This is a genomic window from Vibrio sp. VP6 (genome assembly GCF_028823755.1).
Lineage (GTDB): Bacteria > Pseudomonadota > Gammaproteobacteria > Enterobacterales > Vibrionaceae > Vibrio > Vibrio parahaemolyticus.
Window position 1 is genome coordinate 52,659 of record NZ_JAPEID010000015.1, and the last position, 24,455, is coordinate 77,113.

23 protein-coding genes and 1 other RNA gene are annotated in these 24,455 nt (G+C 46.0%); 7 read left to right on the forward strand and 17 right to left on the reverse strand.

Annotated elements, in window-relative coordinates:
- Positions 1-44: 44 nt before the first annotated feature.
- The 5 genes from OU793_RS11690 to rsmI form a co-directional block, all read right to left on the reverse strand.
- Entirely contained in the window at positions 45-1,838 is a 1,794-nt protein-coding gene (locus OU793_RS11690; RefSeq protein ID WP_159404176.1) for a penicillin-binding transpeptidase domain-containing protein, read from the reverse strand.
- Entirely contained in the window at positions 1,835-2,152 is a 318-nt protein-coding gene (gene ftsL / locus OU793_RS11695; protein ID WP_005458197.1) for a cell division protein FtsL, read from the reverse strand. Before ftsL ends, OU793_RS11690 begins: the two co-directional genes overlap by 4 nt.
- Positions 2,153-2,157: 5 nt before the next feature.
- Positions 2,158-3,108, reverse strand: coding sequence for a 16S rRNA (cytosine(1402)-N(4))-methyltransferase RsmH (gene rsmH, locus OU793_RS11700; protein WP_005458168.1), 951 nt, complete (start codon positions 3,106-3,108; stop codon positions 2,158-2,160).
- A 175-nt stretch (positions 3,109-3,283) separates the two neighbouring features.
- Positions 3,284-3,672: RNase P RNA component class A (gene rnpB, locus OU793_RS11705), an RNA gene on the reverse strand.
- Positions 3,673-3,838: 166 nt separating this feature from the next.
- Entirely contained in the window at positions 3,839-4,702 is an 864-nt protein-coding gene (rsmI, locus tag OU793_RS11710; protein ID WP_005497083.1) for a 16S rRNA (cytidine(1402)-2'-O)-methyltransferase, read from the reverse strand.
- A gap of 68 nt (positions 4,703-4,770) precedes the next feature.
- Here rsmI and OU793_RS11715 point away from each other — a divergent pair, with 68 nt between their 5' ends.
- From OU793_RS11715 to OU793_RS11730, 4 genes are read left to right on the forward strand one after another with little or no spacing between them, the layout of a single operon-like run.
- Positions 4,771-6,582, forward strand: a complete 1,812-nt coding sequence (locus OU793_RS11715; protein ID WP_005458195.1) for a penicillin-binding protein activator — start codon at positions 4,771-4,773, stop codon at positions 6,580-6,582.
- Positions 6,569-6,934 (forward strand): YraN family protein, encoded by a 366-nt coding sequence (locus OU793_RS11720; protein ID WP_025534742.1) that lies wholly within the window; start codon positions 6,569-6,571, stop codon positions 6,932-6,934. The genes OU793_RS11715 and OU793_RS11720 overlap by 14 nt, the downstream gene beginning before the upstream one ends.
- A 3-nt stretch (positions 6,935-6,937) precedes the next feature.
- Positions 6,938-7,528: a phosphoheptose isomerase gene (locus tag OU793_RS11725; protein ID WP_005458175.1), complete on the forward strand. Its 591-nt coding sequence runs from the start codon at positions 6,938-6,940 to the stop codon at positions 7,526-7,528.
- A 20-nt stretch (positions 7,529-7,548) separates the two neighbouring features.
- Positions 7,549-8,232, forward strand: coding sequence for a BON domain-containing protein (locus OU793_RS11730; RefSeq protein WP_159404177.1), 684 nt, complete (start codon positions 7,549-7,551; stop codon positions 8,230-8,232).
- 60 nt (positions 8,233-8,292) lie between these two features.
- Here OU793_RS11730 and sspB read toward each other — a convergent pair whose 3' ends face one another.
- The 8 genes from sspB to zapE form a co-directional block, all read right to left on the reverse strand.
- Positions 8,293-8,775 carry a ClpXP protease specificity-enhancing factor gene (sspB, locus tag OU793_RS11735; protein WP_053320559.1) on the reverse strand — a complete coding sequence of 161 codons (483 nt, stop codon included), beginning with the start codon at positions 8,773-8,775 and terminating at the stop codon, positions 8,293-8,295.
- Between the two features lie 16 nt (positions 8,776-8,791).
- Positions 8,792-9,427, reverse strand: coding sequence for a stringent starvation protein SspA (gene sspA, locus OU793_RS11740; protein ID WP_274647774.1), 636 nt, complete (start codon positions 9,425-9,427; stop codon positions 8,792-8,794).
- A 96-nt stretch (positions 9,428-9,523) separates the two neighbouring features.
- Positions 9,524-10,261 (reverse strand): cytochrome c1, encoded by a 738-nt coding sequence (locus tag OU793_RS11745; RefSeq protein ID WP_005479715.1) that lies wholly within the window; start codon positions 10,259-10,261, stop codon positions 9,524-9,526.
- Entirely contained in the window at positions 10,258-11,523 is a 1,266-nt protein-coding gene (locus tag OU793_RS11750) for a cytochrome bc complex cytochrome b subunit (RefSeq protein ID WP_005479717.1), read from the reverse strand. The genes OU793_RS11745 and OU793_RS11750 overlap by 4 nt, the downstream gene beginning before the upstream one ends.
- On the reverse strand, positions 11,523-12,113 hold the full coding sequence (gene petA, locus OU793_RS11755; RefSeq protein WP_005479718.1) for a ubiquinol-cytochrome c reductase iron-sulfur subunit: 591 nt from the start codon (positions 12,111-12,113) through the stop codon (positions 11,523-11,525). Before petA ends, OU793_RS11750 begins: the two co-directional genes overlap by 1 nt.
- A gap of 546 nt (positions 12,114-12,659) precedes the next feature.
- On the reverse strand, positions 12,660-13,052 hold the full coding sequence (gene rpsI, locus OU793_RS11760; protein WP_005458217.1) for a 30S ribosomal protein S9: 393 nt from the start codon (positions 13,050-13,052) through the stop codon (positions 12,660-12,662).
- 15 nt (positions 13,053-13,067) lie between these two features.
- Positions 13,068-13,496, reverse strand: coding sequence for a 50S ribosomal protein L13 (rplM, locus tag OU793_RS11765; RefSeq protein ID WP_005396465.1), 429 nt, complete (start codon positions 13,494-13,496; stop codon positions 13,068-13,070).
- 252 nt (positions 13,497-13,748) lie between these two features.
- The gene (gene zapE, locus OU793_RS11770) at positions 13,749-14,852 is read right to left on the reverse strand and encodes a cell division protein ZapE (RefSeq protein ID WP_017449190.1); all 1,104 of its coding nucleotides are present in this window, start codon (positions 14,850-14,852) and stop codon (positions 13,749-13,751) included.
- Between the two features lie 196 nt (positions 14,853-15,048).
- Here zapE and zapG point away from each other — a divergent pair, with 196 nt between their 5' ends.
- The 3 genes from zapG to degS all read left to right on the forward strand — a co-directional run bounded on the left by zapG (position 15,049) and on the right by degS (position 18,520).
- Positions 15,049-15,492 (forward strand): Z-ring associated protein ZapG, encoded by a 444-nt coding sequence (zapG, locus tag OU793_RS11775; protein WP_005457173.1) that lies wholly within the window; start codon positions 15,049-15,051, stop codon positions 15,490-15,492.
- A gap of 336 nt (positions 15,493-15,828) precedes the next feature.
- Complete coding sequence (locus OU793_RS11780; protein ID WP_005457169.1) at positions 15,829-17,196, forward strand: Do family serine endopeptidase; 1,368 nt, start codon at positions 15,829-15,831, stop codon at positions 17,194-17,196.
- A gap of 259 nt (positions 17,197-17,455) precedes the next feature.
- Positions 17,456-18,520, forward strand: coding sequence for an outer membrane-stress sensor serine endopeptidase DegS (gene degS, locus OU793_RS11785; RefSeq protein ID WP_005490480.1), 1,065 nt, complete (start codon positions 17,456-17,458; stop codon positions 18,518-18,520).
- A gap of 43 nt (positions 18,521-18,563) precedes the next feature.
- Here the strand turns inward: degS and parC are convergent, their stop codons facing one another.
- The 4 genes from parC to cpdA all read right to left on the reverse strand — a co-directional run bounded on the left by parC (position 18,564) and on the right by cpdA (position 24,425).
- Positions 18,564-20,849 carry a DNA topoisomerase IV subunit A gene (gene parC / locus OU793_RS11790; RefSeq protein WP_005482017.1) on the reverse strand — a complete coding sequence of 762 codons (2,286 nt, stop codon included), beginning with the start codon at positions 20,847-20,849 and terminating at the stop codon, positions 18,564-18,566.
- 3 nt (positions 20,850-20,852) lie between these two features.
- Complete coding sequence (gene parE / locus OU793_RS11795) at positions 20,853-22,733, reverse strand: DNA topoisomerase IV subunit B (RefSeq protein WP_005457157.1); 1,881 nt, start codon at positions 22,731-22,733, stop codon at positions 20,853-20,855.
- 252 nt (positions 22,734-22,985) lie between these two features.
- A complete protein-coding gene (gene yqiA, locus OU793_RS11800) occupies positions 22,986-23,570 on the reverse strand; it encodes an esterase YqiA (RefSeq protein ID WP_024703389.1) in 585 nt (194 codons plus the stop codon).
- Positions 23,571-23,618: 48 nt separating this feature from the next.
- Positions 23,619-24,425: a 3',5'-cyclic-AMP phosphodiesterase gene (gene cpdA, locus OU793_RS11805; RefSeq protein WP_100661516.1), complete on the reverse strand. Its 807-nt coding sequence runs from the start codon at positions 24,423-24,425 to the stop codon at positions 23,619-23,621.
- Between the last annotated feature and the right edge of the window lie 30 nt (positions 24,426-24,455).

Below are 24,455 nucleotides of genomic sequence, written 5' to 3' on the forward strand. Positions count from 1 at the left end.
TTGGCTCAGGTTTTCTTAAAGTGCTTTGCAGCAGGCTACATCGCCTACTGCTGGAATTTGTTTTCATCAGGTGCGACGTTCAGGATTTGCAGTGCACCTTTCATAATTTCAGAAAAGACAGGGGACGCGACCGAACCACCGTAGTAATCATCACCTTGCGGTTCATTCACAATTACCACCAACGCAATTCGTGGGTCGCTCACTGGTGCTAGACCTGCGGTATAAGTGATGTATTCATCACTATAACCACCCGCCGATGCTTTTCGAGACGTACCCGTTTTAGCACCAACTCGATACCCCGGAACGGCTGCACGACGAGCCGAACCGCCTTTTTGAGTTACGGTCTCAAGCATATCAAGCACAAGACGCGCATTTTCCTTGCTTACTACCTGACGAGACATATCACGGTCATTACTCTCGATAATATGAATCGGCTCGTACTTGCCAAGGTTCCCTAACGTTGCATACGCATGTGCAAGCTGAATCGGCGTGATAGACAGACCATAACCAAACGCAATGGTTGCACGTTCAATGGGAGACCAACGCGTTCGAGTTGGGAAGATACCAGTCACTTCGCCAACTAAGTTCAAACCAGAAAGTTCCCCAAAACCCACCGAACTGTACAAGCCAAGCAGCGCCTCAACAGGCATTTGCATCACAAGTTTGGTCACACCGATGTTACTCGATTTTTTCAGAATCATAGACAGACTAGCTTTGCCTACCCACGAAACGTCCCTGACTCGGCTACCGCCCAATCGAAGCACGCCATTACCGGTATCAACGATAGTATCTTTATCCGCCACTCCATTTTCTAAGGCGGCTAAAATAACGAAAGGCTTAATGGTCGAGCCGGGCTCCATTGAGTCCGTGATCACACGGTTACGCATCTTATAACTTTGCCAATCCGTGCGGTTATTTGGGTTGTATGACGGAGCATTAACCATCGCCAAAACGGCACCCGTTTTTACATCCAGCATCACCACGGAGCCAGAGGTTGCACGGTGATCGGCAACCGCCTGTTTGATGGCTCGGTAAGCGATAGCCTGCAAACGCTGGTCAATGGTCAGCTGCAACGACTTGCCTTCTTGTTTGTCTTGCCAAGCGATGTTTTCAACGACACGGCCGTAGCGGTCTTTACGAATGGTCTTTTTACCTTCTTCACCGGTTAGCCATTCATCGTAACTGCGCTCAACCCCCTCTAGGCCATGACCATCAATGCCTGTCACACCGACAAGGTGCGCACTGACTTCACCAGCCGGGTAATAACGACGAGACTCCGACTTAAGACCAATACCTGGTAGCTTCAGTTCACGAATGTAGTTTGCCATCGCTGGGCTCACCTGGCGCTGCAGGTAAATAAAGCGACGCTTTTCGTTGCGCTTGATTTTGTCAATCAGGCCTTGGCGCTCCACACCTAACACATCTGCTAAGGCATACCAGTTTTGTTTCTGACTTAGCGCATTTTCTTTAAAAATGGTGGCTGGATCGGCCCAAACCGCTTCAACAGGCACACTCACCGCTAAAGGTTCACCATTGCGATCAGAAATAATGCCTCGTGCAGACGGGATAGACTTAACACGAATCGAACGTAGATCGCCCTGCTTAATGAGATTATCCGGCTCGATGATTTGAATGTAGGCCACACGAGCGACAAGAAGCGCAAAGGCGCAGAAAACAAAAAACAGCAATAAATGGAAGCGCCAGCGAATCAAAAATGATGGCTCTACTTCTACTTTCGCTGCTTTCGGTGCGGTTTTGGTGTCGTTTACTGCGGCTTTGGGTTTCGCAGAAGACTTACGCTTATTTCCTTGTTTAGCGTTGGTTTTCTTTCTTATCATTTTAGCGTGATAACCACTTCTTTATCGCCGTCAGGTCGTTTCATTTCAAGATCCTTTTTCGCAAGATCTTGCACTCGACTGTGTTCTGCTAAGGCGGTTTCTTCCAACATCAGGTTGCGCCATTCGCTATCTAATCGCTCGCGCTCAACCAGAGTGTGATCTTTTTCAGTGATCGCTTGACGCGCATGGTGGGTAGCAAATACCACTCCCATTGCTGATGCCATGATCAATAGCAACAATAGTAATGACCAGCGACCAACGGTAATTAAATCCGTGGCGATCAACTTAGCAAGGTTGGGAGTGGGTTTCGTCATAATAATTAAAGCTTTTCAGCAATTCTTAGCACAGAACTGCGCGAACGAGGGTTCATGTCAATTTCTTGTTTGCTCGGTTTTATCGCTTTGCCAACAGTTTTCATGTTTGCGCTGCCAAGCTCTTTGATTTGCGCTTCCGTCAAAGGAATCCCATGTGGAACCTCAGGACCTTTACTTTCTTTGCGGATAAAGCGTTTTACCATGCGGTCTTCCAACGAATGGAAACTGATGACAGATAAACGACCTTCAGGAGCTAAAATACGAGCCGCGCCTTTCAGCGCAGTATCAATTTCTTCTAGCTCACTGTTGATGTAAATACGGAACGCTTGGAAAGCACGCGTCGCTGGGTGCTTTTTCTCTTTAAAACTTTTTGGTGCTGCTTCAGAGATCAGTTTTGCCAACTGACCAGTACGAACCATTGGCTCGTTCTCTTCGTTTTCACGGTATTCCACAATCGCACGAGCAATACGACGAGCGTGTTTGTCTTCACCGAATTCACGAATCACCCAAGTGATGTCATCCAGATCCGCTTCCATCAACCATTGAGAAACCGGGATGCCTGAAGTTGGGTCCATGCGCATATCTAGCGGGCCATCTTTCATAAAGCTGAAACCACGCTCTGCGTCATCCAGCTGAGGCGAAGACACACCAAGATCCAATAACACACCGTCTACTTTACCAACTAGGTCATACTCTTCTGCGTATTGAGCCATGCCAGAAAACGGGCCATGAATAATGGTAAAACGAGGGTCGTCAATTTTGCCTGCTTCCGCAATCGCTTGAGGGTCACGGTCAATACTGTACAGTCGGCCATTTGGGCCAAGTTTGGATAAAATTGTACGGCTGTGACCGCCTCGGCCAAATGTTCCATCAATGTAGATACCATCTGGTTTGATAGCCAAGCCATCAATGGATTCATTTAATAACACGGAAATATGTTGGAAGGTTTCGGTCATAGCTTTCTCGTTGAATGATCTTGAAGCGATTCTTTAGTGTACTGATTTCCTACATCATCGCCACCACAAGTCTAAAGTTAGACGTGATTTACGCCAAGTTTATTGGTAATGACATAGTTTGCGTCAATTAAATGCAAAAAACCCATCGCTACCGAAGTAGAGATGGGTCTCGAATAGGTGGAGCCGACACATAAGCCGGGTTCTGTTCCGCTTGCGCGGCGGTAGCCATTCGTCTAGGCCAGCAATCACTCACTGGCTCGAGCAACCTACCCGCCTCCTTACGCGAGCAACGCAATGTGGAGGCCTATTTGGTCTTGCTTCAGGTGGAGTTTACCCTGCTACGAACTATTACTAGTCGTCCGGTGCGCTCTTACCGCACCCTTTCACCCTTACCTGTTCCCTTGCGGGCCATCGGCGGTCGTTACCTGGCACCTTGCTCTATGAAGCCCGGACTTTCCTCCCCTTTATCAGTCTCCCGAAGGACGTCAACGTCAGTTTCCCGAAGGACCTCAACGTCAGTCTCCCGAAGGACATCAACAAAGCAGCGACTACCCAGTCAGCTCCGAGGGCGGATTGTATAGAGTTCTCACTTCAGAGTCTAGTTAGATCACAGATATGATGAAATGAATGCACCGAGTGATGAGTTTTTAGTCAAAACGCAAAAGGTAAACAATAAAAAAGGGTCGATGCTTTCACATCAACCCTTTGCAATATTCAATCTAAACAGCCCTTAATCTAAGTTTTCTAAACCCCATTTGTATAGAGCGTTCTTCTTCAGATTGTGGATTTCTGCCACCAACGCTGCCGCTTTCTTCAAAGGCAGTTCTTTCGTCAGAATACCCAAAGTACGCAAAGCCTCATCGGGCAATGCCTCATCCGATGTTTCACGATGACCATGGATCAAAAGCACCATTTCACCACGTTGCTGGTTATCGTCACTTTTCACCCACTCAATGAGTTCACCCAAAGGCATGCCTTGGATGGTTTCAAATGTTTTAGTGAGTTCTCTTGCTAGAACGACTTCTCGCTCAGGGCCAAGAACGTCTAACATATCTTGTAACGAGTCTAAAATTCGGTGTGGTGACTCGTAAAAAATGCATGTGCGCTCTACCGATGCGATCTCTAAGAATTTATCTTTACGACCTTTACTTTTGGGCGGTAGAAAGCCTTCAAAACTAAAGCGATCTGACGGCAATCCCGACGCGCTTAACGCAGTGATAACTGCACACGCACCAGGAAGAGGCACAACTCTTACGCCCGCTTGACGACATTTTGTCACCAGATGGTATCCTGGATCGCTGATTAGTGGTGTACCAGCGTCAGACACTAAGGCGATAGACTGACCTGACAATAGCTTTTCGACCAAAACCTGTGCTTTTTGTTGCTCATTGTGATCATGCAACGCAAAAGTTTTGGTTTGGATATTGAAGTGAGACAGTAATTTACCCGTATGTCGGGTATCCTCTGCTGCGATGATGTCCACGTTCGACAGAACTTCGATAGCACGTTGTGTGATATCCGCTAAATTTCCGATTGGAGTCGGTACGATGTAGAGAGTTGGCCCCTCATTCGGCAACTTATTTTTATCTGTCATTTGTTTACCATCACTTCAACGATTAATATAGAGACAATTTTGTACAAAATTATAGAGAACTCACGGCAATGATTAACCATAAGAGACTCAGTGTACCACGCATACTCACTCCTGTTGCACTAGCAATTACGCTCGCCGCCTGTTCTTCAGGCCCGAGACAGCCTGATGGCGTAGATGTCACACTTGAGCCTACCCAGTCGGTACAGAACTACATGATTCAAGCTGATAGCACGGAAGGCAGCTTACAAAACGACTGGTTGATCATGGCAACCAAAGCCGCAATCCAAGCGAACCAATTGGATCAAGCAGACCTTCTGATAAAACGTCTGGCTCGCCAACAATTGACGGAAGTTCAACAGGCGGAGTGGCAACTGGCGCGTGCGACCATACAGCAAAAGCAAGGCGATTACTCTCAGTTGTTGCAACTTCTCAACTTTAAGCCTTGGTGGAAGCTACCAAATGAGCAGTGGAAAGATTACTACTCTCTACGTGCCGACGCTTACCAAAGCCTAAATCAGCCGTTTGAAGCCAACCGCCAACTGGTAGCGTTTAGTCAATACGCGTCATCAGCAGAGCAACGCGAAATCTCAAGCCGAATTTGGATGAACTTTGGCAGTTACTCTGAATATGAACTGACTTCGCTACAAACTGAACCCAGCGAAGACGTGTTAGACGGATGGTTGCAATTAGCAGTTTACGCAAAAACGCTCTCCGGCAATCTGTCTCAGTTAAAAAATACCCTTGAGCGTTGGTTGAACGAGAACCCGTCACACCCAGCGGCAATCTATACACCAGAAGAAATTCAAAACATTCTGTCACTTGATATCGTAAAACCAAATAACACAGCATTGTTGTTACCATTAACAGGTAAGTTTGCGCCTCAGGCACAATTGATCCGCGATGGTTTTGTATTCGCGATGATGAATGATAGAAACCGCGATCCAAGCGCAACGCTTACCGTCATTGATACGAATGCGTACAGCGCTGATGAAGTGAAACAACGTCTTATCAACGAAAACATCGATTTTGTTGTCGGCCCGCTGCAAAAAGAAAATGTCGAACTATTGCAAACCACAATGGATGGTTCAGCAAACAGTCCAGCCATTCCCGCACTGGCGTTGAATATTCCTGAAGATGTTCAGCCAGGTACCGACATTTGCTACCTAGCGTTGTCACCAGAGCAAGAAGTGGCTCAAGCTGCAAAATACTTGTTTAGCGAAGGCTATAGCTTCCCGCTGATCCTAGCGCCAAAAGGCAGCTACGGTGAGCGTGTTGTGCAAGCTTTCAATGAAGAATGGAGCAAGTACAGCTCAAACAAAGTCGCAACAAGCTACTTTGGTGATAAGCGCCAGCTACAAAAAGACATTAACGACGTCTTTGGATTACAAGAGAGCAAACAGCGTATCGCACAGATGCAATCGCTCATGCGCATTAAGTTGGAAACACAGCCACGCAGTCGTCGTGATGTGGACGCAGTTTACATTGTCGCTCGTAGCTCTGAACTAACACTTATCAAACCATTCATTGAGGTCGCAATTAACCCAGATGCGAAGCCACCAAAATTGTTCTCGAACTCTCGTAGCAACAGCGGTGGTGCGACGTACGAAGACTTAACAGGCATTATCTACAGTGACATTCCGCTGTTAGTAAACCCAGACCCAATCGTGACCGCTGAAATGAATGAGCTATGGGCAGATCAATCCAACATGGAAAAACGCTTAAAAGCTCTAGGGATGGATGCCTACAAACTGATCGGTGAATTGCCACAAATGAAAGTGGTACCAGGTTACTCAGTAAGCGGCCAAACTGGTACGTTAAGCATTGACAACAACTGTGTTGTACAACGCGAATTGAGCTGGGCTGAGCGTGGGGCTCTTTAGTAAGCGTCAAATAGGTAATCAGTACGAGACCCTGGCGAAGCAGTATCTGCAGCGTCAGGGTTTGCGTTTTTTAGATCAAAATTATCTGACAAAGTTCGGCGAAATTGATTTAATCTTCCAACAAGATGAAACTATCGTCTTTGTTGAAGTCAAATATCGTAAGAACGATCATTTTGGCTCAGCGGCAGAAATGGTCACAAACGCTAAAATGCGCAAACTGATCAAAACAGCACAAGTTTGGCTCTGCCAACAACGCACAATGAACACCATAGATTATCGGTTCGATGTCATCGCCATTCATGACAGTGGTCGCGACATCAACTGGATACAAAATGCAATATCTGAAGGATAAGCGATGCTAGACAGCATTAAAGATAGCTTTACAGAAAGTATTCAAATTCAAATCGCAGCCGCAGAAGCTCTGCCTGATGCGATCACGCACGCCGCTCAAGCCATGGTTTCGAGCTTGCTGAATGGCAACAAAATTCTTTGCTGCGGCAACGGTGGCAGCGCCTCAAATGCACAACAGTTTGTTTCTTGTCTTTTAAATCGCTTTGAGACCGAGCGCCCTAGCCTTCCCGCTATGGCGCTGACTGCGGACAACACCACACTAACGGCAGTTGCAAACGACTACCACTATCAAGAGATTTTCTCTAAGCAAGTTCGTGCATTTGGCCAACCAGGCGATATTCTTCTGGCTCTTTCTACCAGTGGCAACAGCAAAAACATCATCAAAGCGATGGAAGCCGCCGTAACTCGCGACATGACCATTATCGCCCTAACAGGTAAAGATGGTGGTGAGATGGCAGGATTACTGGGCGAAAACGATGTAGAAATTCGTATTCCATCCCATCGCACGGCTCGCATTCACGAAGTGCATATGGTCACTCTTCACTGCTTATGCGATTTGATTGACCAAGTACTTTTCCCTGCTCACGAAGAATAACAGATTTGAGAATCAGCATTATGATACGTAGCCTTGTCATTTTATGTACCATCTTAAGCTTGAGCGGATGTGCAGGACTGTTCATTGCTGGAGCTGCCACCACGGCAAATATTGTGACAGATACTCGCACCACGAAGCAGATCTGGCAAGACAACAATATTGAATTTGAAGTCGCAGCGATCGGTAATAAAGAACCGTTTAAAGGGCATGTTCGAGTTGTTGCGAGCTCGTACAATGGTACGGTTGTTTTAATGGGCCAAGCTCCAACTCAAGATTTGATTAATCAAATTGAGCAACGAGCTAGAGCCATTGATGGCGTCAAAACCATTCATAACCAAATTAAGGCTAAAGAGCCATTGAGCGTGACGCAAATCAGCAACGACAGCTGGATCACAACCAAGGTAAAATCGGCTCTATTAACCGACTCGGACCTCAATGGCGTTAAAGTCAAAGTCATTACAGAGGATGGTGACGTATTTTTGTTTGGCTATGTAACCGCTCAGCAAGGTGAACGCGCGACGGAGATTTCGCGCAATATCTCTGGCGTAAAACAGGTGATCAAAGGGTTCCAATACGGAGACGCAGAACCAGTTAAAGTCGATTTACCTAGCGACGGTGTGACAACACAGACACAGACACAGACACAGACACAGACACAAGATGATAGTGCTCCAGATGTCGAAACGTTTACCATCAGTGACTAAACGATATTGAAAAACTTGAAACCGAAGTATAAAAAAAGCAGCGTTAACGCTGCTTTTTATTTACTTAATCACTCTTAAGCTTGGTCGACCTTTAGGACGAGGAGCATCTTCCTCTTGGGATTCTGCACCAATCTCCTCAGAAGTTTCTTCCGTCACCGCCTTAAAAGATGGTGACAAATCTTCTTCTTCAATCGTTTCTTCTTCGATGTGCGTGTACGCTTCTTCTGGTTCAAACATTGTTCCAGCACCGTTTTCACGAGCATAAATAGCTTGAACTGCATACACTGGCACGATCACTGAGTGTGGTCGGCCACTAAAACGAGCATGGAAGGTAATCGCATCATTACCCAACTCTAAGTTACCAACGGCACGAGGAGCAATATTCAAGATAATCTGACCATCTTGAACAAACTCAACAGGCACACGCACACCCGGCATAGTTGCATCAACAACCAAGTGGGGAGTTAAGTCATTGTCTACTAGCCAATCGTAAAATGCGCGAAGCATATACGGACGGCGAGCAGTCATTTTTGCAATATCCATAACGTCTCTAAATCGCTTAGCGAACTAGACGCATTTCACGTTCAGCTTCAGTTAAAGAAGCAAGGAATGAATCACGCTCAAATACGCGGTTCATGTATACCTTGATTTCTTTTGAGCCTGGGCCAACTAGGTCAATACCAAGTTGAGGTAGGCGCCACAATAGTGGAGCTAGGTAACAATCGATTAGGCTGAATTCTTCACTCATGAAGTATTCGTATTCAGCAAAAATTGGCGCTAGAGTCAGTAGATCGTTACGAAGTTTCGTACGCGCTTTTTCTGACTCTTCTGCATTACCTTTAACAATTTTTTCAGCTAGTGAGTACCAGTTACGTTCAATACGGTACATCATCAAACGGCTGTTACCACGAGCAACTGGGTAAACCGGCATTAGAGGTGGATGAGGGAAACGCTCGTCCAAGTACTCCATGATGATTTTTGAATCGTAAAGAGCTAGCTCACGGTCAACAAGAGTTGGCACTGATTTATATGGGTTTAGCTCAACAAGCTCAGCAGGAAGATTAGCTTCATCAACAAGCTCAACTTCAACACTTACGCCTTTTTCAGCTAGTACGATGCAAACCTGATGGCTATACAAATCTGATGCACTTGAGAAAAGAGTCATCACAGAACGTTTATTGGCAGCTACAGCCATGGAGCCCTCCAGTACACTTACAAATAAAAATAATGGAGGCTAAGCCTCCATTATCCATCAATTAAAATTGGGAATTAGCACAGTATGATAGCACAATTAATGCACATCACGCCAATACTCTTTCTTAAGCATCACGACAACAATCGTTAGTAGAACTAGGAAACCCATTACCCACCAACCCAAAGCATGACGCTCAAGTTGAACTGGGTCGCCGGCGTAAACCAAGAAGTTCACCAAGTCACCAACCGCTTTGTCATATTCGCCTTCGCTTAATTCGCCAGTACCGTTTGTCTCAGTACCAACAACCACTTTGACTTCTTCACCATCAACCATCTTAGTGCCGTACACTGGCGTTGGAATACCTTGCAGTTCTTCAAGAACGTGCGGCATACCAACACTTGGGAATACGATGTTGTTCACGCCAAATGGACGAGATGGATCAACATAGAAAGAGCGTAAGTATGTGTACAACCAATCCGCACCACGCACTCGGGCTACCAAAGTTAGATCCGGTGGTGGAGCACCAAACCAGTTTGCCGCCTGCTTCGGTGGCATAGCATTAACCATGAGGTCACCGATTTTCGCTTCAGGGTTGAAAATCAGATTTTCCTTCATTAGGTCAGCTGGAATATCTAAGTCTGTTGCTACACGCTCATAACGCTGGTATTGCGTAGAGTGACAAGCAAAACAGTAGTTCATGAACAACTTCGCGCCATTTTGTAGCGAAGCTTTATCCGTTAGGTCCACGTTTGCTTTATCAAGCGGAACGTTGGCCCCTGCTGCCATCGCAAGAGATGGCAACATAGCAAATAGAATTACAATCCACTTCTTCATTTGAATGTCACCCTCTCTGGTAATGGTTTGGTTGCTTCATTTTTGCTGTAGAAGAACAGCAGTACAAAGAACATGAAGTAACACAAGCTAAAGATCTGAGATAGTAGTGTGTACGTCGGTGTTGCAGGCAACGCACCTAAAATGCCCAGAGCGATAAAGGCGATAGTGAACTGAACAATATTCAATAGGTGGATTTTGCTACGGTAACGGTATGAACGTACTTTACAGCGATCCAACCAAGGCAGAACAAACAGTACTGCGATAGACGCCCCCATTAGGATTACACCCAATAGCTTGTCTGGAACCGCACGCAAGATTGCGTAAAACGGAGTGAAGTACCATACCGGAGCGATGTGTTCAGGCGTCTTCAATGGGTTTGCAGCTTCAAAGTTAGGCGGCTCAAGGAAGTATCCACCCATTTCTGGGTTAAAGAACAACACATAACAGAAGAAGAACAAGAAGCCAGCGACACCAACCAAATCCTTAACCGTGCCATATGGATGGAAAGGAATAGAGTCAATAATGTCGTATTTCTTCGTGTAGTAATCGTGGAACTTGAACTGCGTTTTGTAATCATCGCCCATTGAACCTTTTGGTAACTTAGTTTCGATACCGTCAGGGTTGTTAGAGCCCACTTCGTGCAGTGCCAATACGTGAAGCACGATAAGTAGAAGTAGTACGATAGGCAGCGCAATTACGTGTAGTGCGAAGAAACGGTTCAACGTTGCACCTGAGATGATGTAGTCACCACGAATCCAAAGCGTTAAGTCATCACCGATAACAGGGATTGCACCAAACAGAGAAATGATTACCTGAGCGCCCCAGTATGACATCTGACCCCATGGTAGTAGGTAACCCATGAATGCTTCAGCCATTAGAACTAGAAAGATCAACATACCGAAGATCCACAGTAGTTCACGAGGCTTTTGGTACGAACCGTAGATCAGACCACGGAACATGTGCAGGTATACAACAACGAAAAACGCTGATGCGCCAGTTGAGTGCATGTAACGCAGAAGCCAACCGTACTCAACGTCACGCATGATGTATTCGATAGATGCAAACGCACCTTCACCAGAAGGAACGTAGTTCATCGTTAGCCAAATACCCGTTAGGATTTGGTTGACAAGAACCAGCATCGCCAGTGAACCAAAAAGATACCAAAAGTTGAAGTTCTTCGGCATTGGGTATTCAGATAAATGCTTTTTATAAGCATTCATTGCTGGAATACGCTTTTCTACCCAATCTAATAGTGCTTGCATTATGCATCCCCCTCATCAACACCCACAATGAGCTTGGTGTCGCTCAAATACATGTGTTTAGGAACGACAAGGTTCAATGGAGCAGGTACCCCTTGGAATACTCGGCCTGCCATATCGAACTTAGAACCATGACAAGGGCAGAAGAAGCCAGACCTTACGCCCTGCACCTGCTCTGAGAAAGAGTCTGGTAGGTAGGTAGGTGAACAACCAAGGTGAGTACAGAAACCAACGGCAACAAAGTACTCTTCTTTAATCGAGCGAAACTCATTCTGAGCGTACTCTGGCTGCTGTTCCATTTCAGATTGTGGATCACGAAGCTTATCACTGATCGTTTTTAGGTTATCCAGCACGCTTTGAGTACGGCGAACAATCCATACAGGTTTCCCCTGCCACTCAACACGTACCAGCTGACCTGGTTCAATTTTACTTATATCCACTTCCACCGGTGCACCCGCCGCTTTGGCTTTAGCACTCGGATTCCATGATTTAATAAAAGGCACGGCGACGGCGACTGCCCCTAATCCACCAACAACTGCCGTTGTAGCGGTTAGAAAACGCCTGCGACCGTTATTTAAAGGCGCGTTGCTCATCCAAACATTCTCCCATTTGCTCCCTTTGGATCGTTATTATTCCGCTTATAAGAGCATGGCTAACAAATAATGAATTTAGTTCTAATTATTGGGGAGAAATGATAAAGAAAACCCTACTTTTTGACAAGATAAAGCTACCTTTTTGTAACATTTGTGAGGCAAATCGCTCGCGTCGTCACAAAAGCGGCAGAATTATAAAAAATTGATGTGATTTGTAACAAGAAAGCGAAATGAAGAACAACAAAATTAAGCCTCAAATGCCTTTTATTTTGGTTGTTTTCAGAGAATTACACCGAATACGTTTTCAATAAGTGACAAAAATCACTAACACGTAAATTTAAACTTTTGTAGCACAAGGAAAGCGTAAATATCGCGACAAAACCTTCGTAAAATGTTGCGTGGATATTAAGGGGGAGTGTTCTGATATAACCAGAGAGAACGGATGCTTTATCTGACAATAAAAAACAAAAAGCTCGGCATATAGCCGAGCTTTTGGTGCACAGTCCCAGAATAATTCTGGAAAGCATAATTTCCGGTAAAAGGAAATTAACGCTTAGAGAACTGTGGACGACGACGTGCTTTACGTAGACCAACTTTCTTACGTTCAACGCAACGAGCGTCACGAGTAACGTAACCAGCTGCACGTAGAGCAGGACGTAGAGACTCATCGTATTCCATAAGCGCGCGAGTGATACCGTGACGGATAGCACCAGCTTGACCAGAAATACCGCCGCCTTTAACTGTAACGTAAAGGTCTAGCTTCTCAGTTAGTTCAACTAGCTCTAGAGGTTGTTTAACAACCATGCGAGAAGTTGGACGACCGAAGTATTCATCAAGGCTACGCTTGTTTACTACAATGTTGCCGCTGCCTGGTTTAATAAAAACACGTGCAGCTGAGCTTTTGCGACGGCCAGTGCCGTAGTATTGATTCTCTGCCATTTTCGAAATCCCCAATTAGATGTCTAGTACTTGTGGTTGTTGAGCAACATGGTTGTGCTCAGCGCCTGCGTAAACTTTAAGCTTACGGTACATAGCACGGCCTAGAGGACCACGTGGAAGCATGCCTTTAACTGCTAGCTCAAGAACCATCTCAGGTTTACGATCGATCAGCTTTTCAAAAGTGATAGATTTTAGACCACCTGGGAACTCAGAGTGACGGTAGTACACTTTGTCTTTAGCTTTGTTACCAGTTACAGCAACTTTCTCAGCGTTGATAACGATGATGTAGTCACCAGCGTCAACGTGAGGAGTGTATTCAGCTTTATGTTTGCCACGTAGGCGAGATGCAATTTCACTTGCTAGACGGCCAAGAGTTTTACCTTCAGCGTCTACAACGTACCAGTCGCGTTTTACAGTTTCTGGTTTAGCAACGAAAGTTTTCATGCTAATAATAACCCGTTAATTAAAATTTAAACTTTAAAGGAACACCCGTTTGGTGCTCCCACACTGTCTAAGAGCCCAGTCATCACCCCTTCGAGTCGTTGGTACTCTCGACCATCTATTTCGAAATAACTTCGATAATCCGGTCTGCAGTAACGGTGGGTCGCAGGATTATAGAGAAGAGCGAAGAAAAAATCACCTTTTTTTGCGCCAAATCACTAATTTTTTCTTCACTTTTTAAAGAGGCAATCAAATTTACGCCAAATGCTCGCGAGCAAGATACTCATGACTCTGCATCTCGGTTAAACGCGATACACAACGCTTGAACTCAAATTCCAGTTGTCCTTCGGTATATAAGGCATCCATCTCGACTTCCGCTGAAATAATCAGTTTTACGTTACGCTCATAAAACTCGTCGACTAAAGCAATAAAACGCCTCGCAGCATCATCAATTTTACGATTCATCTGACGAACATCGGCCAGTAAAACCGTGTGATAAATACGTGAGAGTTCAATGTAATCGTTTTGACTTCGAGCGGTTTGGCACAACTGCTCAAAAGAAGCATGTAACACCCCATCACTGGCTTCAATCACGTTAATCTGTCGATGATTAATGTCGATTTTGTGGGCAACGCTTTTACGCTCAGCCGTAAGCTGCTGATAATAGGTATTTAAATTAATAGAAGCCTGCTCATCCAATGGATAATGGTAGATTTCGGCTTGTTCCAACGTCCTCAGACGATAATCGACACCACTATCCACATTTAGGACATGGCAACGCGCTAAAATCATATCAATAGCAGGAAGAAAACGTGCTCGCTGTAAGCCATTACGATACAAATTTTGTGGTTCGATGTTTGACGTCGCCACCAGCACCATCTGACGCTTAAACATTTCTTGCAACAATGTGGCAAGAATCATGGCATCAGTTATGTCAGAGACAAAGAACTCGTCAAAACAAACAATATCCGCTTCTTGTTTAAATAAGTCGGCAACTTTGGAGAGAGGATTTTCTACCTCCCCCAAGCGCTTTAACTCGTCATGTACCCGATACATAAAGCGGTGAAAGTGCACGCGCATTTTTCTGTCAGTAGGTAAGGCATCAAAAAAGGCATCCATTAAATAGGTTTTACCTCGGCCTACCCCGCCCCAAAAGTACAAACCTTTTGGGGGTTGAGGCATCTCGACCTTTTTGCCCATGAGCTTCTGCCATTTAGAAAGTTGAGGGATCGGCGCAGACTGAAACTCAACAATATCATGGTAGAGTTTGTCTAAAGCGACAACGGCTTGATGCTGGGCTTCATCGCGCTGGAATCCATGTTCTGCTATATCTTTTTGATATCGTTTTAGTGGTGTCATCAGATTAAGTCGTGTTAGAGGTACAGAGAAAATGGTCACCTCGGGGTCAACTTTGAGAATAGAGAGAAGTAGTTATCAGTCCCCGAAGACATACTGCTATTTTTCTTTATCGGCTGTGAAAGCCATAGTAACATGGACAAGCACCGCGTGTAACTAAGTAGTAAAAGACTTGTTAAAACAACTATAAGGAGCAGTTATGCCTTGGATTTATGCCATTGTGGGTTTGCTGGTCGGTACAATCGTAGGCGTAGTCATTAGTAGACTAACCACCCCTGAATACAAGAAACAAAAGTCTGTGCAAAAAGAACTTGAAGCGGCTAAGTTTGAACTAGAGCAACAACGTCAAGAGCTCGTAGATCATTTTGCACAAACCGCAGAAATGTTGGATACCCTGGGTAAGGATTACACTAAACTCTACCAACATATGGCGAAGACCTCTTCAGAACTTCTGCCTAACTTGCCAGAACAAGATAACCCGTTTGATAAGAAAACGGCGATGTCTTCAGAGCAAATCAAAGAAGACCAACCAGAGGTCAACGAACAACCAAAAGACTATGCCAACGGCGCGACCGGTCTTTTGAAAGATCAAGAAAAAGAGATCATCAACGCTCCCGACGTGGTGACGGCTAAAGCCTCTTAACCTGCTCTTTTCCTTTCTTTTGGGTCGATATAAATCGTAATTTGTATCGACCCTTTTTGAACTTTTCTGCAGTAATCCCTCTCTAACTTGCATGTGAACTGCCGTCACCCTTTGAATATCCAAACTAGACCTTATATTAAAAATATCAATCAAGATAAGTTGATGTTCATAAACCTATGCAGGCAATTCGTTTCAGTCTATTACGGCCTTTGAATAATGGCATGCGCTATCGGTTGGGCTAAACGTACCCTGTCATGGATGACCAAACGCTTATTCTTATTGGTGTAAAGTGCGGATATTTCTTTTTGGCAGACATGTTTCAAGAGGAGTTACTGGATGAAAAAGCCATTGCTTGCGCTAACCGTTCTATCTTTAAGTTTGAGTTCCATTATCACGCCGATAACGGCCACGGCAGCACTGCCTCTAAGTGTTGATGGCCAGCAATTACCAAGCCTAGCCCCGATGCTAGAGAAAGTGACCCCAGCAGTCGTGAGCATTGCGGTTGAGGGTAAACAAGTTCAAACCAGTCGTATTCCGGAACAATTTCAGTTCTTCTTCGGCCCTGACTTCCCGATGGAGCAAACTCGAGAGCGTCCATTCCGCGGATTGGGCTCTGGCGTCATTATTGATGCCCAAAAAGGGCACATCGTCACTAACTATCATGTGATCAAAGGCGCGGATGAAATTCGAGTGCGCCTCTATGACGGCCGCGAATACGATGCAGAACTCGTTGGTGGTGATGAGATGGCAGACGTCGCATTGCTGAAATTAGAAAAAGCGAAAAATCTAACTCAGATTAAGATTGCCGACTCTGACAAGTTACGCGTCGGCGACTTTACTGTTGCTATCGGCAACCCATTTGGTCTCGGCCAAACCGTCACCTCGGGTATCGTTTCTGCACTGGGTCGTAGTGGTTTAAACGTGGAGAACTTCGAAAACTTCATCCAAACCGATGCCGCAATCAATAGCGGTAACTCTGGCGGTGCATTGGTGAACCTTAACGGTGAGCTGATCGGTATTAACACCGCCATTTTGGGACCAAATGGCGGCAACGTCGGGATTGGTTTTGCCATCCCATCGAACATGATGAGAAACCTCACTGAGCAGATTTTAGAATTTGGTGAAGTAAAACGTGGCATGTTGGGCGTTCAAGGTGGTGAAGTGACCTCTGAGCTGGCAGAAGCACTGGGTTACGAGTCAAGTAAAGGGGCATTCATCAGCCAAGTCGTGCCTGATAGCGCAGCGGACAAAGCGGGTCTAAAAGCCGGTGATGTGGTTGTATCAGTGAACGGTAAGTCAATCGACACTTTCTCTGAGTTGCGCGCCAAAGTCGCCACATTAGGAGCAGGTAAGAAGATCACGCTAGGCGTTATTCGTGATGGTAAGAGCAAATCGTTTGACGTGACTCTTGGCGAGTCCACCAACATGAAAGCCAAAGCGGAAACGTTGCATGAAGGCCTAAAAGGAGCAGAGTTAAGTAACACTACACCAAGTGATGCAATCCAAGGGGTAAAAGTCTCCAGTGTTGCAGAGAATTCACCTGCCGCGCAATACCAGCTAAAACAAGGTGACATCATTATTGGCGTCAATCGTCAACGAGTGAAAAACCTTGCGGAGCTTCGCTCTATTGTTGATAAACACAAAGGAGTGCTTGCACTAAATATCCAACGCGGGGAACGCACTATCTACTTGGTGATTCGATAGTCTCTAGCCTCTAAAATCAGGGCAAAACCAGACGATTGTTCCATCACTCTTGGTGATGAAGCTCGAAGAGTTAATCTTACTATCAATCTGATTATTAAAAGGGCAGTGCGATCACGCACNGAAGCTCGAAGAGTTAATCTTACTATCAATCTGATTATTAAAAGGGCAGTGCGATCACGCACTGCCCTTTTGTTATTTTTCAATGTAATGCTATTCTTCACCTTTCTATGCCATTTTGGCGCTCATGCATGGAGAGGATATGCTTAGCTTTTTATTACGTTCTGTCTTTTTAGGCTTAGCAACCGCTGCCGTTGTACTGCTCGCAGTTCCATCATTGCGCAATAACGTTATTCCTGTCGCGCTCGACCAACAACCGAAAAATATCGCATCTCTTGAGTTGTCGTTTAACCAAGCCGTAAGAAGAGCGGCGCCAGCGGTTGTGAACATCTACAGCCGAAAATACGTTGAAAACGATCGCAGTAAACTCTCGACACAAGGGCTGGGTTCTGGGGTTATCGTCAGCGAAAAAGGTTATATCATTACCAACTATCACGTGGTAGCTCAAGCAGACCAAGTCGTTGTTGCATTGCAAGATGGTCGAGCTGCTGCCGCTCAACTTGTTGGCACCGACAAACGCACGGACATTGCCGTTTTACGAGTTGAAGGTTCTAACCTACCTGTCATCCCATTGAATTCTGAATACAAACCTCAGGTTGGTGATGTCGTTTTAGCGATTGGTAACCCATACAACTTAGGGCAAACCACGACCTTCGGCATTATTTCCGCGACAGGTCGCTCTTCTATTAGCGATGGTCGTCAAGCCTTCATCCAAACTGATGCTGCAATCAATGAAGGTAACTCGGGCGGCGCATTGGTGAATACTCAAGGTGAATTGGTGGGCATCAACACCGCATCTTTCCAGCAGGCAACCGATCTTGAAACCTACGGTATCTCATTTGCAATCCCAGCCCCACTCGCCAGCAAAATTATGCAGAAAATCATCGCTGATGGTCGTGTGATTCGCGGCTACATCGGTATTGATGGGCAAGACATCAATGCAGTGACGGCCCGTTTACTAGGAAACGAGCACATTGGCGGTATCGTTGTTTTAGGTATCGACCCAAATGGTCCAGCAAGTGCCGCAGGCTTTGAAAAGCAAGACATCATTATCAGTATCGATGGCAATAAAGTTCAGGGCCGTCAAAGCGTGATGGATATCGTCACGGATTTACGCCCAGGCACTTCTGTCGACGTTGGTATCATTCGTAAAGGCAAGGAAATGACTCTAAAAGTCACCATCGCCGAAGACAAACAAGAAGCATAAAAAAAATCCCAGCCAATGGCTGGGATTTTTGTTTCTATTCGTTTTATTCGCTTTCGCTCGATTCTTCAGTGCTGCTCGACTCACCAAGCTCAACGTCAATTCGCGTCACTCTCTGTAAGCCTCTTGGCAGCAGACTACCTCTGCGACCACGCTCACCACGGAAGTTCTCAAGATCAGCAGGTTTCAAACCTAGCTTGCGCTTACCAGCGTACAAGGTTAAAGAAGCACCTTGCGGCAACGCGATTAAGTGGGACAACACTTCTTCACGCTCTTTCGCTTTAGCTGCTGGGATGTTGATAATCTTGTTACCTTTACCTTTCGCTAATTGCGGCAAGTCTTTAATTGGGAACAACAACATACGCCCTTGGTTGGTAATCGCGAGAATCTCATCCGAATCCAGATCGCCGACTTCTTTTGGCGTCATCACTTCAGAATTTGCAGGCAACGTAACCAACGCTTTACCGCTACGGTTCTTCGATAGCAAATCAGCGCCTTTACACACAAAGCCGTAACCAGCATCGGAGCCCACCAGCCATAGCTGATCTTCTTCGCTCATGATCACCTGACGAATACTGCTACCCGCTGTGATATTCAAGCGACCAGTAATCGGCTCACCTTGACTACGTGCTGATGGCAACGAGTGCGACTCAAGCGAGTAACTTCGACCATCGCTGCCAAGGAAGACCGCCGGCTGACTGCTCTTACCGCGCGCATGCGCCAAGTATTTATCGCCTGACTTGTAGTTCAAGCTTTCCGCATCGACATCGTGTCCTTTCGCATGACGAACCCAACCTTTTTCAGACAGTACAACGGTAATTGGTTCACTTGGTACTAGGTCACGCTCAGTCAGTGCTTTTGCTTCAGCACGTTCAACTAAAGGAGAACGACGGTCATCGCCGTATTTCTCTGCGTCGGCTTTAATTTCTTTCTTAAGTAGTGTGTTCAGACGACGCTCAGAACCAAGCAGCTGCTCTAGCTTCTCACGCTCTTTCTCGAGTTCGTCTTGTTCACCACGGATCTTCATCTCTTCTAGCTTCGCTAGGTGACGAAGTTTGGTATCCAGAATCGCATCGGCTTGAATATCGGTAATACCAAAGCGTTCCATCAACACCGCTTTTGGATCGTCTTCGGTACGAATGATCTCAATCACTTCATCTAGGTTGAGGTAAGCAACTAACAAACCTTCTAAGATGTGTAGACGAGCCATCACCTTGTCTAAACGGTATTGTAAACGACGACGCACGGTACTGCGGCGGAACTCAATCCACTCAGATAGGATCTGTACGAGACCTTTCACTTGAGGACGGTTATCCAAGCCAATCATGTTCAAGTTAACACGGTAGCTACGCTCTAGATCAGTAGATGCAAACAAGTGATTCATCAGCAAATCGCAATCGACGCGATTCGAACGTGGCACGATTACGATACGAGTTGGGTTCTCATGATCCGATTCGTCACGAAGATCTTCTACCATCGGTAGCTTCTTCGCACGCATTTGGTTTGCGATCTGCTCAAGCAGCTTCGAGCCAGACACTTGATGCGGAATCGACGTGATGACGATGTCTGACCCTTCTTTATGCCATACCGCACGCATCTTGATGCTGCCACGGCCGTTGCGATAGATCTTTTCAATTTCCGCTTGAGGCGAAATAATCTCCGCTTCTGTCGGATAATCTGGACCTTTCACAAACTGCATAACTTCAGGCAATTCTGCTTTCGGATTGTCGATCAGATGGATAGTTGCGTCAGCCACTTCACGAACGTTGTGAGGTGGGATATCTGTCGCCATACCAACCGCGATACCCGTTACGCCATTCAACAAGATATGAGGTAGACGTGCTGGCAACATTTGAGGCTCTTTCATCGTGCCATCAAAGTTTGGTTGCCATTCCACAGTGCCCTGACCTAACTCACCCAGCAATACTTCTGCAAACTTCGACAGTTTCGCTTCGGTATAACGCATTGCCGCGAAAGATTTCGGGTCATCCGGAGCACCCCAGTTTCCCTGACCATCAACCAGTGGGTAACGGTAAGAGAATGGTTGCGCCATTAATACCATCGCTTCGTAACATGCAGAGTCACCGTGCGGGTGGTATTTACCTAACACGTCACCAACGGTACGTGCAGACTTTTTGTATTTTGCTGATGCCGAAAGACCAAGCTCCGACATCGCGTAAATGATGCGTCGTTGAACCGGTTTTAAACCATCGCCAATGTATGGCAATGCACGGTCCATGATTACGTACATCGAGTAGTTCAGATAAGCGTCTTCAGTGAACTTGCGCATTGGCAACTGTTCAACGCCATCGTAGGTAATTTCTGTAGACATCCGTTAAACCTCTGCCAAATCGCCGTTGTTTTGTAGCCAAGAACGACGGTCATCTGCGCGTTTTTTACCTAGCAGCATGTCCATCATTTCCATAGTGGCTTCAGAGTCGTCGATCGTAAGTTGAACCAAACGACGCGTGTTCGGATCCATTGTGGTCTCGCGTAGCTGAATTGGGTTCATCTCACCCAGACCTTTGAATCGTTGTACGTTGATTTTGGCTTTCTTCTTCGACAAACGTTCTAGAATGCCATCTTTTTCATCGTCATCGAGGGCGTAGAAGACTTCCTTACCACAGTCGATTCGATACAGAGGCGGCATTGCTACATAGATATGACCCGCTTCAACGAGCGCGCGGAAGTGACGAGTAAACAAAGCACACAATAGCGTTGCGATATGAAGACCGTCCGAGTCCGCATCGGCAAGGATACAAATTTTACCGTAGCGTAGGCTGTCAAGGTTGTCGCTGTCTGGGTCGATACCCAACGCAACCGAGATGTCATGCACTTCTTGAGACGCCAGAACTTGATCGGCAGAGACTTCCCATGTGTTTAGGATCTTACCACGCAGTGGCATTACCGCTTGGAATTCACGATCTCGGGCTTGCTTCGCGCTGCCACCCGCAGAGTCACCCTCCACGAAGAAGATTTCGGTGCGATTTAAGTCTTGTACGGAACAGTCTGTTAGCTTACCTGGCAAGGCAGGACCCGATGCGACTTTCTTACGTACGACTTTCTTGCTTGCGCGCATACGACGGTGCGCGTTAGCAATACACACTTCCGCTAGTTGCTCTGCAAGTTGAGGCTTTTCGTTTAGCCACAGACTGAATGCATCTTTTACCACACCAGAGACAAACGCAGCGGTTTGACGCGAAGAGAGACGCTCTTTAGTCTGACCAGCAAACTGTGGATCTTGGATCTTAACCGACAACACGTACGAACAACGGTCGAAAACATCATCGCCCGTTAGCTTCACACCACGTGGTAGCAAGTTGCGGAATTCACAGAACTCACGCATCGCATCCAACAAACCTTGGCGAAGACCATTTACGTGTGTACCACCCTGAGCTGTTGGGATAAGGTTCACGTAACTTTCGGTGATCATCTCGCCGCCTTCTGGCTGCCAGATTACTGCCCAGTTTGCTGCTTCTGTGTCTGCAGAAAACTCCCCAGTAAACGGTTCTTCTGGTAGTACTGGGTAACCTTTTACGCCTTCGGCTAGATAGTCTTTCAAACCATCTTCGTAGTACCACTGGTAGTCTTTGTTGTTTACTTTATCGGTAAACGTAATTTCTAGACCTGGGCAAAGTACCGCTTTCGCTCGTAGGTTGTTCACCAAACGAGTTACAGAGAAGTTAGCTGAATCGAAATACTTCGCATCCGGCCAAAAGTGCACGCTAGTACCGCGATTGCGGCGACCACATGTGCCCGTTACAGTAAGGTCTGATACTTTGTCACCGTGCTCAAAAGCAATTTCGTACACTTGACCATCACGACGTACCGTCACTTCAACTCGCTTAGACAGCGCGTTTACTACTGAGATACCTACACCGTGCAAACCACCTGAAAACTGGTAGTTTTTGTTGGAGAATTTACCACCCGCATGGAGCTTACATAAGATCAGCTCAACACCAGATACTTTCTCTTCAGGGTGGATATCAACAGGCATGCCTCGACCATCATCGATCACTTCTAGTGATTGGTCAGCATGTAGGATGACTTGTACTTTTGAGGCATGTCCGGCTAGCGCTTCATCGACACTGTTATCGATAACTTCTTGGCCCAAGTGGTTTGGGCGCGCTGTATCCGTATACATCCCTGGTCGGCGACGTACTGGCTCAAGGCCATTCAGTACTTCAATGGCACCAGCATTATATTGTTCAGTCATAATACGGAATTGTTCTCAAAGTTTACTTGTTACCCAAGTCTTACCTATCGGTAAGCACATACTCAGGAAACGAAAAAGCTACCCTGTCAGCATCGTTAAGTGTTTATAAATCTGATGCATAACAACGTAGCCAGGGTCGATGACCCTTAAGATCTTTAGGCAAAACATAGTCGGAAAGCATACCGCCTATGTCAAGAAACAGTTGGATATATCAATAAAAACTATGAGCCTATTCCAATCGTCTCATTAGTATTACAGTTCAAGGAATTCGATAATCTTAGCAGGATAACGCTCAAAGCCTACAAAACTGTGATCACCGCCTTGTTCTACCGTTTGCTTAGCTTTTGCAAACTTATCTACCGCTTGGCGATAGTCTAAAACCTCGTCTTCGGTTTGCTGCAACAACCAGAAAGAGTGAGGCGACGCGATGCTTTGTACATCAAGAGCTTTTAACTCGTCAATATGACAAGCTTCAAGTGTATAGGTTTCATGCGTGTATGGGTTGGTTTGCTCCCCCAAATAATCAACAAGCAACTCATAAGGTTTGACTGCAGGGTTCACGACAACCGCTTTAAAACCGTACTTAGCGTTTAACCACGTCGACATGTAACCACCAAGCGAGCTACCCACTAAGCCAATGTTGTAGTCGTCTTTGTATTGCTCAACAATATCCAACAACAATTGAGCGGCTTGTTCAGGAAAGCAAGGCAATTGTGGGACGATTACTTTGATGTCCGGACGATGCTGCGCGCAATATTCTCTCATTAAATTGGCTTTCATTGAGAGCGGTGAGCTGTTGAAACCGTGGATGTACAATAGAAGTGAAGGTTTACTCATAGAAGTCTCGCATGAAAAAGCGAGCCCGAACTTAGAGCTCGGGCATCATTAATATCCGTTGGAAGAGAAATCTGGCTGGAATTGGCCTTCTGGTAAACGGTCGACATGGGTTGTGATGTCGCCGTTGGTGTGCAGTTCTAGCTCACGCCAACCTGGGGATGTGGTATCAAGCGCGAAATCATCGGAATTCGGCTTAAACTGAACACACGTTGATGGTGTTGCCATCACTCGAATACCTTTGTGTATTACGTTCATGTCTTGATGAACATGCCCACACAAAATGCCTTTTACATTGTCGAATCGATCCACAACTTGCCAAAACGCTTCTGCGTCTTTCAACGTATGCTGATCAAGCCAAGCGCTCCACACCAGCAAAGGATGGTGATGCAATAAAACCAGTGTATGACGCTCAGGAAATTCCGTTAATTTCTCTTCCAAAAGAGTCAACTGCTGATCGCTTAAACGCCCATGAGGCACGCCTACTACTTGAGAATCAAGCAAAATCAATTGCCACTTTTCACCCAGCAACACATGTTCTGCCGCTTGAATTTGTGGTGAAGGTAACACACTGCCCATATTGGGTTTGTAATCGTGATTTCCCGGCAGCCAATAACAATCCTTTTGCAGCGGCGCAATGCCATCAGCAAATCGTTGATAAGACTCGGCGCTATGATCCTGTGAAATATCGCCAGTCGCTAAAATGTAATCAAACCCCACTTTGCGGCGCAAAACTTCGTTAACCACAGCAGAAAAGCTGTCGGCCGTTTTTACGCTCAGCAAACTTCCCTCGTCTGCAGCGAACAGATGAGTATCCGTGATTTGTAAAAGTTTGATGCTGTCATTCGATGATTGCAAAATGAAAACCTGATTCGTTCACTCTATAGT

Coding starts and splice junctions, on each gene's coding strand:
- zapE (WP_017449190.1), bottom strand. CDS start 14,852: ATGACACCACTAAAACGATATCAAAAAGATATAGCAGAACATGGATTC.
- OU793_RS11730 (WP_159404177.1), top strand. CDS start 7,549: ATGATACGTAGCCTTGTCATTTTATGTACCATCTTAAGCTTGAGCGGA.
- petA (WP_005479718.1), bottom strand. CDS start 12,113: ATGAGCAACGCGCCTTTAAATAACGGTCGCAGGCGTTTTCTAACCGCT.
- OU793_RS11750 (WP_005479717.1), bottom strand. CDS start 11,523: ATGCAAGCACTATTAGATTGGGTAGAAAAGCGTATTCCAGCAATGAAT.
- rsmI (WP_005497083.1), bottom strand. CDS start 4,702: ATGACAGATAAAAATAAGTTGCCGAATGAGGGGCCAACTCTCTACATC.
- OU793_RS11690 (WP_159404176.1), bottom strand. CDS start 1,838: ATGATAAGAAAGAAAACCAACGCTAAACAAGGAAATAAGCGTAAGTCT.
- OU793_RS11780 (WP_005457169.1), top strand. CDS start 15,829: ATGAAAAAGCCATTGCTTGCGCTAACCGTTCTATCTTTAAGTTTGAGT.
- zapG (WP_005457173.1), top strand. CDS start 15,049: ATGCCTTGGATTTATGCCATTGTGGGTTTGCTGGTCGGTACAATCGTA.
- rsmH (WP_005458168.1), bottom strand. CDS start 3,108: ATGACCGAAACCTTCCAACATATTTCCGTGTTATTAAATGAATCCATT.
- parE (WP_005457157.1), bottom strand. CDS start 22,733: ATGACTGAACAATATAATGCTGGTGCCATTGAAGTACTGAATGGCCTT.
- degS (WP_005490480.1), top strand. CDS start 17,456: ATGCTTAGCTTTTTATTACGTTCTGTCTTTTTAGGCTTAGCAACCGCT.
- yqiA (WP_024703389.1), bottom strand. CDS start 23,570: ATGAGTAAACCTTCACTTCTATTGTACATCCACGGTTTCAACAGCTCA.
- rplM (WP_005396465.1), bottom strand. CDS start 13,496: ATGAAAACTTTCGTTGCTAAACCAGAAACTGTAAAACGCGACTGGTAC.
- ftsL (WP_005458197.1), bottom strand. CDS start 2,152: ATGACGAAACCCACTCCCAACCTTGCTAAGTTGATCGCCACGGATTTA.
- OU793_RS11745 (WP_005479715.1), bottom strand. CDS start 10,261: ATGAAGAAGTGGATTGTAATTCTATTTGCTATGTTGCCATCTCTTGCG.
- rpsI (WP_005458217.1), bottom strand. CDS start 13,052: ATGGCAGAGAATCAATACTACGGCACTGGCCGTCGCAAAAGCTCAGCT.
- parC (WP_005482017.1), bottom strand. CDS start 20,849: ATGTCTACAGAAATTACCTACGATGGCGTTGAACAGTTGCCAATGCGC.
- OU793_RS11725 (WP_005458175.1), top strand. CDS start 6,938: ATGCTAGACAGCATTAAAGATAGCTTTACAGAAAGTATTCAAATTCAA.
- sspB (WP_053320559.1), bottom strand. CDS start 8,775: ATGGATATTGCAAAAATGACTGCTCGCCGTCCGTATATGCTTCGCGCA.
- OU793_RS11715 (WP_005458195.1), top strand. CDS start 4,771: ATGATTAACCATAAGAGACTCAGTGTACCACGCATACTCACTCCTGTT.
- sspA (WP_274647774.1), bottom strand. CDS start 9,427: ATGGCTGTAGCTGCCAATAAACGTTCTGTGATGACTCTTTTCTCAAGT.